At 40.1% G+C, this 12,222-nt stretch carries 8 protein-coding genes and 1 pseudogene; all 9 read left to right on the top strand.

What is annotated here, in order from left to right:
* Positions 1–68: 68 nt before the first annotated feature.
* The gene (locus tag HMPREF9009_RS12350) at positions 69–539 is read left to right on the top strand and encodes a hypothetical protein (protein WP_049702370.1); all 471 of its coding nucleotides are present in this window, start codon (positions 69–71) and stop codon (positions 537–539) included.
* A complete protein-coding gene (locus HMPREF9009_RS12345) occupies positions 539–1,147 on the top strand; it encodes a hypothetical protein (protein ID WP_049702369.1) in 609 nt (202 codons plus the stop codon). Before HMPREF9009_RS12350 ends, HMPREF9009_RS12345 begins: the two co-directional genes overlap by 1 nt.
* Before the next feature lie 6 nt (positions 1,148–1,153).
* Positions 1,154–4,966, top strand: coding sequence for a phage tail tape measure protein (locus HMPREF9009_RS12340; RefSeq protein ID WP_049702368.1), 3,813 nt, complete (start codon positions 1,154–1,156; stop codon positions 4,964–4,966).
* 8 nt (positions 4,967–4,974) lie between these two features.
* A complete protein-coding gene (locus tag HMPREF9009_RS12335) occupies positions 4,975–7,137 on the top strand; it encodes a hypothetical protein (protein WP_049702367.1) in 2,163 nt (720 codons plus the stop codon).
* A 263-nt stretch (positions 7,138–7,400) separates the two neighbouring features.
* Entirely contained in the window at positions 7,401–8,534 is a 1,134-nt protein-coding gene (locus HMPREF9009_RS12330; RefSeq protein ID WP_049702366.1) for a hypothetical protein, read from the top strand.
* Position 8,535: 1 nt separating this feature from the next.
* Positions 8,536–9,909 (top strand): hypothetical protein, encoded by a 1,374-nt coding sequence (locus tag HMPREF9009_RS12325; protein ID WP_049702365.1) that lies wholly within the window; start codon positions 8,536–8,538, stop codon positions 9,907–9,909.
* A 12-nt stretch (positions 9,910–9,921) separates the two neighbouring features.
* Positions 9,922–10,311 (top strand): hypothetical protein, encoded by a 390-nt coding sequence (locus HMPREF9009_RS25790; protein ID WP_153882611.1) that lies wholly within the window; start codon positions 9,922–9,924, stop codon positions 10,309–10,311.
* 498 nt (positions 10,312–10,809) lie between these two features.
* Positions 10,810–11,850 carry a hypothetical protein gene (locus tag HMPREF9009_RS12315; protein WP_049702363.1) on the top strand — a complete coding sequence of 347 codons (1,041 nt, stop codon included), beginning with the start codon at positions 10,810–10,812 and terminating at the stop codon, positions 11,848–11,850.
* Positions 11,851–11,854: 4 nt separating this feature from the next.
* Positions 11,855–12,222 (top strand): annotated as a pseudogene (locus HMPREF9009_RS25980) (hypothetical protein); the annotation flags it as partial.

Here is a 12,222-nt window from a genome sequence, read left to right as displayed (position 1 = left end):
CGTTTTGTCCTTTATAGCCCGCCCGCAGCGGGCTATTTTTGTCTCCATAACCTAAACATTATACAGTTATGGAGTATGACCATTTCGCTTATGGTGAAGCCTTAGCTTCGGCACTCAAAGCCATTTCACACACATCTCAAAAGAAAAGGTTCTTCACAGCATTCGGACTGGAGGACCTGATCAGCCTCGATGACAATTTATCCTCCATCAATGGAACCATCCTTATCGCCGTTGATGGTTGCGAGTCCGAATCCGAAGACAACGAAGCTGATTCACTCAATGACAAACAAGTCTACTCATTCATCGTGGCCAGAAACACAATTTCCGGAAATCCGGAAACAATTAATCAGACAGCCAAACAATGCAAGAGTATATGTAAACAGATCCGGAATAAATTGCTGAAAGACATTAAATATGTAGACCGCAATACTCAAATTAACGGTATCGGCCCGATCGGTGATAACTTCTATGGCACCGTGCTTACCTTCTTTGTTAATGTTCCGGAAGAATTCATCGTCGATCCAAACTACTTTTTGTAATGGGATTCTATAAACGAATGTCAGACAAGCAGTCGGAAATAAAACGCTATAATGCAGCCCGACGAAAAGCGGATAAGTTATCTTCTACTCCGACTTCCCGGCTAATCCGAATGGAAACCATCTCGGAAATAGAACGCTATAACATCGCCCAGGATGCCGACCGACTCACCGCATTCAACAAAGAGGTAGAACAATGGCAGGATGCTGTCAGTAAACAACTCAAAGCCACCATTTCATCCCGTAGTTTACGTATTGCTCGTGAACTACAACCTAAAGCCTATACTGACAAATACGGATTAATCAACCGACTTGGTTTCTCTTTTCCTCGTCATGGTGTCTATATCCACAAAGGTGCCGGACGCGGGCAAGGTGGTCTTATCGGAAGTAAATGGAGCTATCTGAAGAGAATCAACGGAATGGAAATCAATACGAGTATCATCCGACATACTAATCCCGCTTCACTTGGCAAACAGAATGAAGGTAACCGGCAGGCTTACCATTGGTTCGATCCGGTCATCAAAAACCGTCTTCCGGAACTTGCCGATATCTGTATGCGCTATTTCGACACTATGCTTATCGACGCAACCAAAATATACATTGAAAAGTAAAGCCATATGAACGACCTAAACCGAAGTATTAAAATATTTATTGATGGAACTGAAGCATCAGCCGGCGTCAAGAAGATAGAAGATGCCATCTCCCAGCTAGAGAATAAAATATCTTCTCTTGATAAATCAGAATCAGGATATGCCAGAAAATCCAAAACTCTGCAAAAAGAACTGGAGAATAAGTATAAAACTCTCAATACTTATAAGCAAAAAGTAGCCGAGACCGACCGAATCCTGAAAAACCTCTCCGGAGCAACCTATGACGAACTATTATCTGTCAGCCAAAAAGTCCGTAAAGAACTCCGTGCAGCCATACCCGGTACTGAACAATACAATGCAGCCCTGGAGCAAAATAGGCGCGTCACTGAAGCAGTAGCCAGGGCACAAAAAAATATGCGTGTAGAAGTTGGTTGTCAAGCTAGTCCAATAGGAAAAGCCGTGGAACTGTTTAATAAATATGCTGCAGTTGTCACCACCGTCATAGCAGCTGTGACAGGCTTAACACTAAAGCTGAACCAACTTCGTGAAAAACGCAATGAACGTGAAGATGCCAAAGCCGATGTCGAAGCATTAACAGGACTTTCCAAAGACGACATTAATTGGCTGGAACAAGAAGCAATCCGGCTTTCCACTACAATTAGTGATTCCGGTATCCGGATCCGACAATCAGCAACCGAAATTCTTGATGCTTATAAATTGGTCGGTTCTGCTAAACCGGAGTTACTATCTAACAAAGAAGCACTGGCCGCAGTAACCGAACAAACACTCATCTTAGCATCTGCTTCAGGAATGACATTGAAAGATGCTGTTGATGCTGTAACTCTTTCACTCAATCAATACGGAGATGGTGCTGATCAGGCAGCCCGTTATGCGAATGTCATGGCAGCCGGTTCTAAATACGGAGCTGCTGCTGTTGAATCAGTAACTACCGCAGTAAAAAAATCTGGAGTGGCAGCCAATGACGCAGGTATTCCTATTGAACAATTAGTTGGTACTATCGAAACCTTAGCCGAAAAAGGCATAAAAGACGAAGTTGCAGGTACCGGACTAAAAACCTTTTTCAATCGCTTACAGAAAGGAGCAGATGACACTAATCCTAAAATAGTCGGTCTTGAAACAGCTTTGGAAAATCTCCAAAAGAAACAACTTAGTGTTAACGATCGAATCAAAATGTTTGGAGAGGAAGCTTTTAGCGTTGCTACCGTTTTAACTAACGAAGCAGAAAAAGTGAAATACTACACCGAAGCAGTCACTGGAACTAATGTCGCTCTAGAGCAAGCAGCCACCAAATCAGATACGGCAGCCGCCAAACTCGCTCAAGCCAAAAACAAAATGAATGAGATGGGAATGGAGCTGATGGAAAAACTTAATCCTTCAATCATCAGCGTAATAAACGGTACAGTAAACTGGACCAGAAAAATTATAGACCTGATTGGGTTCATGGTCAAACATTCGGGTATCATTATCACTCTAACTACAACAATAGGAGCGTACCTGTTAACCATAAAAGCGATAACCATATGGGAAACAAAATTGAAAGATGCTAAAATTGCAAGCATTTTAGCTGATAAATTGTGGGAAACACGTTTATTAGCGTCAATCGCAATAGAAAAAGCAGGAATAGCAGTAAAAGCACTCCTAACTGGTAACACCGTAGCCTTGAATACTGCGATGAAATCATTATGGAAAACAATCGGATTAAATCCTCTAGCTGGTACTATAGCTTTATTAGCTGGTTTGGCAGTTGGGATATACCATGTCGTTACAGCCCGTAAAACCCTCTCCACTGCACAAGAAGCCGCTAATAAGATTAGTCTAGAGGCATCTAAAAACACATCCGAAGAAACAAATCATCTTAAATCTTTAAAGGAAATTCTTTTTGATTCAAAAAAAAGCTATGGTGAAAGACAATGGGCATTAGAAGAAATTCAAAAAATAGTACCCGATTACCATGCCTCATTAACTAAAGAAGGAGAGTTAATCAATAACAATACCGGTGCTCTGGATGGATATGTAGAAAAATTACTTATCACAGCTAAACAACAAGCTGCAAACGCTAAATTACAAGAAGCTCTAAACGAACGTACAGAATGGTTCAGTAAGCAAAGTAGTTCAGAAGCCATGAAATTTAAGAGTATTGAATGGGATATTAATGATCCCATAAATTCAAACAAATCTTTGGAGGAAATAGCAGCCTCTAATGGAGTTTCTCCCACAGCATATCGTGCTTGGGCTTCCAAGAAAAGCCAGTTGGATGAGAATGTCAAACTGTATGAGGATATGATGCGAGGATATACAGAGGAAATTGCCAAAGTGAATTCTAAATATCAAAACAGTAACAATGATAATGATGGTAATGGTGATGGCAATGGTGATAGTGATGAAGAAAAAATAAAAAAGAGGCTTGAGAAAGAAAAAAAACTATATAACCAAAAACAAGCCTTCCTGAAAGAAATGTATCTGGAAGGGGGGGATGACACTCTCCAAACAGAAAAGCAGTTGAGCGAAGAAATGGAATGTCTCCAAATGGAATACTTGGAGCGTTCTTTGAAAATTGTCGGTGAGAAGTCAAAAGAAGGCATTAATATCCAAAATCAAATCAATGACCTGAAAATTAAACAACAAAAAGAACACAATCAGGAGCTTATTAATGAATTAATTAATCAAGAGACAACTCAATATGAAAAGCAACAACAGGATTTAAAAGAACTGTATGCCTCCGGCAAAGATGAGAATCTAAGCTCCGAAACAGCCTATAATGATGCTATGGAACAACTTACCATCATGCATCTTGAACGAATGCTTTCCATTGCCGGTTTAAACGCCGAACAACGAAAACAAGTTGAGAAACAACTTCTTGATTTCAAAATAAAATGCATGAAGGAAGAACAGGCCGCCCATGCCAAAGCAAAAGATGCTGAACAAAAAAAGACGGCAGCACAAACCCAAAAAGAACGACAACAATATAAGGAACGACTACGCACATTTCAACAATATGGTTCTGAACTTGGCTCTGCGTTAGGCAACATCATCGCAGGACAAGAAAATGCAATGCAAGGTTTCGCAGATGTCATGATCGATATTATATTCGATGTTCTTGCCCAAATGATAAATGCAAAAATAATTGAACTAACAGCAGTAGGAACTGAAAATGTTGCAAAAGCAACAGCCAATGAAATAGGAAGTAAAGGTTTCTTAGGCATTGGAACAGGAGCCATCCTTGGGGGAATCATAATGGCTGCAATTGCAACTGCAAAAAGTGCTCTGAAAGGAATGGTTAGCGGCAAACACTCGTCCGGATCTTCCGACTCCGACACGTCTTCGACCGACGCTCCCAAACGAGCAACCGTCAGCGTATCCCAATGGGCATCCGGCCGGTATGATGTCATCGGGAAAGATGACGGCAAGAACTATCAGGACATACCTTATATTGGGGCTGCACAAACCGGAATCGTCCGACACACTTCTCTAGTTTCAGAGAATGGTGCAGAATTAATCATTAACGCCGAGGACTTATCCCGGTTACAAAAACATATAAATTATCCTTTGGTACTAAATGCGATTGAAGATGCCCGTAAAGGTCATGTGCCCCAACGAGCTTCGGGTAATTACGCAGCAATAGATACTCCTGTCCGAAATAACCAGGAAATCCATGAAACTGATACATCAGCAACCGAACTAGATAAACTCATAAAAGAAATCGGAATGCTGATTAATACCCTCAAAAATCTAAAAGCATACGTATCCCTACGAGATATACGAAATGCTGAAGAACTAGATGAAAAATCCAAGAAACCATTTACCCGATCAACCAAATAAGAATTATTATGGCACTAAGAATATCAAATACATCCGGTACTTTTGATCTGCCGAAAGACTTCAGTACAGAAATAGAAGACAGCTCTCCTATCTACAACGAACGGGGATCACAATCTATTGCCGCTACCATACCTGGTACCAGAAATAATCTACGTCTCAACAATTACATTAACAGAACTGATATTGACAGCGCCCCTATTGCTGATGAACGCGTGACCATCAGTGACGGAGTTTACCATCGAGTGGGTAAAATGAATACGACAAAAGCTTCAGAGAATGACGGAATAACTTTTAATGTAGGCTTTGGAGAATCTGAATTATATAGTATATGGGAAGATGTTTCTTTGCAGTCCATCAACCTTCCTGTTCTTCGCCTTGGAGGAGTATCAGAATTAATACCTTATATTATAGAGAATAGTCAAAAGAATGATTCTCCTTTCTGTCTGTTTCCTGTGGCTGTATCTTGCAATCGTAAGAAAGATAATGATACAGTTACGGATTATGCAGAATATATAAATAATTATCGTGATGGATATTGGTGGAAAGCACGGACGGAAACTTTTTTCATCAATGGAGAACCCGTGGAAGTATCGCTTCCTGAAGGATATGGAATAGTTCCATTTATAAAAGTCAGCTATATATTAGAAGCTATATTCTCAACCTACGGATATACTGTCACGGAGAACCCATTTACTAACCACCACCAGCTCGGTCAATTGGTTGTTCTTAATAATGCAGCCGATTGCTGTGTAAAAGGAGAACTAAAATATGCTGATCTCATGCCTGACTGCACAATCAATGAATTCATGCAAGCCTTATGGTGCCGTTTTGGATTACTTTACTTTGTAGATGGAAATACCCGTAAGGTCAGACTTAAATTCATTCGTGATATCCTTAATTCCAAAACTACTTCTGATTGGACGCTACAAAAAGCGTCCAAACCAACTATCAATTTTGAAGCCCCACAGCAATTAAAATTATCAGCTGCAACAAACGTACGGGGGGAAGATCCAAAATGGACGGCAGCTCCTGCCGCTGATTCACTGGATAAATTCTTAAAGCCATATCACTATATTGTCACGACTAAAGCAAATGGATACCTAACCTATTCTACAGAGAGCGGATTATATTATAAAACAGATAACATAACCGGACGTTCAGAATTAGTGTCAACGGATTTCTTCCCCTGGGATCGTGGAGCTGATATGGCATATAAAGAGATTACCTCTATTGATGAATTTTTGCCTTCCGCAACGGAACGTTTTAAAGGAGACGTATATAAATATATACGAGTTCCTTACTATCTCTTCGGTAAAGTACATCGATACACCACAATTTCTAGTTCCGATGTTGAATTATCAGAAAACTTAAACTACCAAACCCCTTTGGCATTTTGCTTTTCTTTCTTCGATACAAGAGATCGAGTTACTTATGGTTCACAAATTTGTCTGGATATTTTCGGAGAACCGGTATTAAACAAACAAAATGGAAAAGCCTGCGAAATTTCTCTTTTATTTGTTGGCAAATATGGACTGTTCAATCATTTCTGGAAGGAATATGACGCTATTCTTCGCCACGCCAATCATCTCATAGAAACGGATATGCATCTATCGGCTCAACAATGTATGAATCCAGATTTCTCCTCTCCTATTTTACTTGATGGTCAACGAATGTTGCCTGATACCATACGTTATACGTTACCCAAAAGTTCTTCATTCCCGGCAACAGTCAAATTGCGTACAACCAAATTACTCAAACCATATAATCTGGAAGAAGAACAAACCGTCCCCATCGTCGATCAAAAATATAAGTGGGCGTTATTTGATAACAAGAATTCAGTCGTAGAAGCTACCGTAAAACCACAAAAAGATGCCTGGAGAGACGAAGCGAATAGAGATGGGAATAGCTTATATGACCTACAATATAAGAATGTTTCTACTGATACAGTGGATATTAAAGTCCCTCTTTCAGTACCTACTGAAGAAGATTACAATAATAAAAAGGAGTATTTTATAAGGAAAGTCAATTATAGTTTCGATCTATATTACCGGATTAGGTATTACCTCGGTACAACGCCTGATGGACACCTCCATTATGAGATTAGTAATTCGAGAGGAGGAGTACATTATGACCTGCAATATGACCAATCAGTGCGTGCAGAGTTATTATAAAATGTCCTTTATATCCCGCAATATAACATACAATTTTGCAATATGAATACATCAGAAACAGTAATATCAACTATTCAATCAAATGATATTGAAAAGATGCTCATCACTTATCAGAAATATATGAAAAATGCATCTATTACGTTTGATGACCTCTTTCTTTTTCTCTCTCACCCCACCGCTGATAGAGAAGAATTCCTGCATGACTATTGTACCTGTAATTATCTGGTACAAGAACAAATTATCTCACCTAATTATCTAGTAAAATGAGTCTGACTGCAAACATATCGCCCGCCAATATGGCATTGACCGGCAATCCAATCAAGTTGTCGATCAACAGCAGTTCTCTGGCAACTTATACCATTTTAGTAGGAGAACAAACAATATTCACCGGCAGCGGAGAAGGCAACTTCTTTGTTTTTATTCAGGACATACTTGCTGATATAGTACAACCGGCCCAATTATATAATGAATCGGAAGAAGTTCTGCTACAGGCAGAAGGTTGTTCTCGTAATGTTACTATCAATGTTTCCAATAGTGAAAAAAATAATCTAACGATCTCACTGAAAGTATTTATTGGCGGAGTAAGCAAAAGAATGTTACGTCATCTCAATGATGAAAATAAGAATGTGTTTATCTGGAAATTGATGAATCCGGACGGTAATTTCTTCCAAACAACCCGTACTTCCGAAAGACTTATTACAATCCGGGAAACGGAACTACTTCCGCTCTCCTTCATCTATCCTGATGGTGGTATACTAAGAGTAATTGCAAACGGAATGGAGACCGCCCTAGTCGGAGTAGCCGGACAACCGGTTGCACTCAACTTATATCGTCTTCGGAAGCAACTTTTCGATACTCACCATATTCTTGCCTCCATATTTGATATCTATGTAGGAGAAACTAAATCCTGCACGATCGTAATTACTCCCGGAACAATAAGTAGAGAAAGGTATCTCTTACAATTTCTTAATTCATACGGTTCTTATGAGCTGATCGAAATTACCGGCATTGGAAGTATTAAGCGTGAAGCAGAAAAAGAAAATGCATTCAATAAGTATGATGAAGTCATAGATGATTATGTTGAATCCTGGGAAAGGTTATCCGGACGCGAATCTATGACTGTAGAATCCGGATATCGCACAAATGACGAACTGATACATTTGATTGATCTGTTATCTTCTGACGACATAAAACTCCTTGGACTGGATGGACGAAATATCAGAGTAAATATAACAGCGGAAAATCTTACCAGAGCATCCCGTGCAACCGTTCCGGAGAGTATAAAGTTATCTCTACGTTTTGCGGATTCAGAACAGCGTTATACCGGTTCATTCACTGATGATGATTTAGGATCACCGCGAATACATACCGAACAATTCACTAAACAATTCAATTGATATGTCAACACAACAGGATCTCATAGATCAACTGATAGACTACATTGACAAAGCTATTTTGAAGAACAGTGTCTCCAACCAACATGTCGCAACAGTACTATCTTTCCTAAATGAAAAACTGAAAGATTTTGCTGAAGGAGATACTTTTTTGCGTCGTAAGCAACCAGACAGCACCCTCTTCTTATTGCAGTTGCTAGGAGGACTTGAAGTTGAGAAAGGAGTAAAAGCTGATAATATAAAGGTGCTAAATGAACTTCTTGCCAATACCGCCTCTTTCACTGGAAACATTTCTACTTCAGGAGATATTTCTTCTTCAGACTATGCCTGCAAAATGTTGGGATGGTTAATATCGGCTATCGGAGATGCAGAGTTTAACTCTGTACACATACGCGGATTCTTGGAATCAGATGAATTTAGATATAATCGTATCTCGGTAGTTAGTGGAGAAACTTGGAATGCACCTGGCGGGGGCATCATAGAGGAAGTAGATCCACTGGAGAGAATTATCTATTTGAAATTAGAGCCCGGAGAACTTGCAGAAATAGAGATTGATGACATCTGCAAAGGAATATTCAATGATTCGGTCACTGGTTTTCATACCTCTTATTTCCGAATTTCTGAAAAAATTGATGAAAAGACTTTTAAATACATACTTCGTAGCGGAACTATACTTCCACCACAAAAGACCATGCACTTCGTCGCGTATGGAAACTTCACGAACGAAGAGCGACAAAGATCGAGTTATTCGACGCAAAGCTATGTCCGCTATCTGACAGGTGTTAATAATTGGGAGATTACTAAGGAAATGATCGCTATGCAGTTGGGCGACCTGTCTAACTTAAAACTGTTTGATATTGATATGACCGGACATTCAGCCTATCTCCGTAATGTATATATGACCGGAGTTATCAAACAGATTTCCGATGATGGAGTAACAGAAAGCCGCGTCCCCTGTTTTAAGGGAGAGTGGAAAGCCGGAGCTTATTATTACTATGACGAAGTAACTCACAACGGATCGTCATGGTTATGTATTTCAGATAAGCCTACAACGCAAGAACCGGAGGAAGGTGCTACAGACTGGCTTGAAAAGTCGGCGGCGGGTAAAGATGCGGTAGTAGTTAATATAATGAGTAGCAATGGGAATATTTTTCAGAACGGCTCTGTGTCTACTACATTAACCGCTTATGTGATAAAGGGAGATACTGATATTACAGATAGTGTTCCGGATTCCCGGTTCTCGTGGGAGAAAGAAAGTAATAACGATGATACCGATAAGATATTTAATGAGGCGCATGTCGGGCACGGGCATGTGTTGACACTTACCCCGGATGATGTTTGGGGACGTGCTACATTTAATTGTATTGTGAATTTGTAAAACTTCTAAATTATGAAAATAAAAGATTGTATAGCTTTTGCAAAGTGTGTGCGTAATCCTGACTCGCCTTTGACTGTAGATGCTCAAACAGTTCATGGAGAGAGTTCCACTTGCGCATATCACCAAAATGAAGAATTATCTTCCAAAGATGTTTGTTCTCCAAAAACAAAGATGACATTGTCGCAGATAGATTTGAGTAAATTTCCCGATGGTAGTCGGGTTCTGCAAGTTGGTCCGCCACTGATAATAGATATTCCCGACAGTTATATTGAGGCTGTCCGAAATTCGCCATTAGGCAGTGACAAGCAACCTCCTTGTAACTGTTTAGAAGATAGTCGGGAGACATACTACAAAATTCAATCAAGTTTTTTAATTGGTAAATCGAAGCTAGATGGCACATAGTTTCCTCAAACCAGATTAAACCTGATATTTCTCCTGTAGACGCTCCGTTGATTAGGCTATGACAATATTCATGTGAGAATTGATATGCCCATCTCCACCATTCATCGCCTTGCGTACTTAAAAATATCAAGTGTCCGTTAGGAATTTTATTGCATTGAGGGTCTCCTGGACGATATTCTATCATACATAGAGTTGACATATCTACTGATTTCTCCAATGACAATGCAAAGTCATTCTGGATGTTAACTAATAGTTCATGAACGATTTCTCTATTGTATATACCGAAAGCATCATCGATGGGCATGAATATATTTGATGCAATATTAGAAAATGCTGACATAATAATTGAAATTTTAAATGTGACGAAACAAATGTAGTAATAATAATAGAACGCTCTACATCTTGAATAATAAAGTTTTAAATGTGACAATTTTCAACTACCCTTTGTAGGCGTTTCTTATTTAGATAATAGTATTAACAACTTAATTAACTAGAATTATGCCAATTGCAAGAGGACAAATTACCATCGTCGACTTGAACGATGCGAAGTCAATGAACATGTATCTAGGCTCTAATCAGCCTTTGACGCAAATCTTTAACAAGGAAAACAGCACCTATGTACCGAACTATACGGCTTCTCCTTTCCTTGTCATTACCCCTGAAATGTATGTATCCGGAACGACAACAAACGTAATCAGTCGTTTAAAAGCTGCTCCTACCTATACAGTGAATGGAGGTGCAATCACTGCATTCGGTGGTACTGTTGCCGCTACTGCGCCGTATGCGTTGACGCTTAAGAACAATATGACATCTGTATCGCAGATGAAGGTTGAATGTTCCGGTATTTATGTTGATCCAGGCACAGGTTTGGAAACTCCTGTAAAATCTGTCATCAACTATACCAAAACAGAAAATGCCGGTCAACTTATCATTGCTATAGCGTATGCCCCTAAAGGAAATGTTTTTAAGAATGGTCAATCCGAATCATTGACAGCCCATTGTGATATGTGGCGTGGTAGTAGTATTGACGCCGATAAGGTTGCTTATCAGTGGCACAAATTGAAATCGGACGGCACATGGGAATCTTTGGCGGCTTCAAATTCTTATGGCATCACGGGGACAACGACAAATGAAATATCTATTCCTGCCAGTGCCGTACTTAATTTCGAATCTTTCAAATGTGCAATCAAGGATACCGATACAGCATCCGGAACCTACAACACAACAGTGAGCGATATTATTTCGTTCTCCGATCTTTCCGATCCGTATATAGTGGAAGTATCTTCCACAACGGGGGATAAGTTAGTAAATGGCCAAGGAAGTACGACTATCAATGCCAAGGTATGGCAAAATGGGGAAGCATTCACCGATAGTGCTGCTGATACCAAATTTGTATTTTCTTGGAAGAAGTACAATAAGGATGGTACACAAGATACGGCTTGGGGAACTTCCGGTGTAAAGACTGGAAAAACCATTACCGTCACTGCTGCCGAAGTCGATGTAAAAGCGACGTTTGTAGTTGAATTATCACTAAAATAATAGTATGATAGTAGCAAGAGGACAAATAACGATTAGCGTAACGAAGGACGGGCAATATCCCGCGCAGGAGTTCGCAAAGTCTACATCTGGCACGGTTGCGCCTACAAGTGGGTGGAGTAAAACTCCGCCCGCCTGTGGTACAAACGAATATTTGTGGATGCGCACGGGTATTGTTATCCCTCCGGCTACGTCTCCCGTTTCGTGGACTACAGTTCGCATTGGTGCAATAGATGGGGCAACTGGGGCTAAAGGTGACAAAGGCGAAACGGGGCCGACCGGTTCGCAAGGTATTCCCGGTACATCGCAGTATTTTCATGTGAAGTACTCCGCTAATGCGAACGGCAATCCTATGAGTGATACCCCTAATACCTA

The sequence above is a fragment of the Bacteroides sp. 3_1_13 genome, assembly GCF_001185845.1.
Classification (GTDB): domain Bacteria; phylum Bacteroidota; class Bacteroidia; order Bacteroidales; family Bacteroidaceae; genus Bacteroides; species Bacteroides xylanisolvens.
Note: the sequence above shows the minus strand (reverse complement) of the source record. Positions and strands in the feature narration are given on the sequence as shown.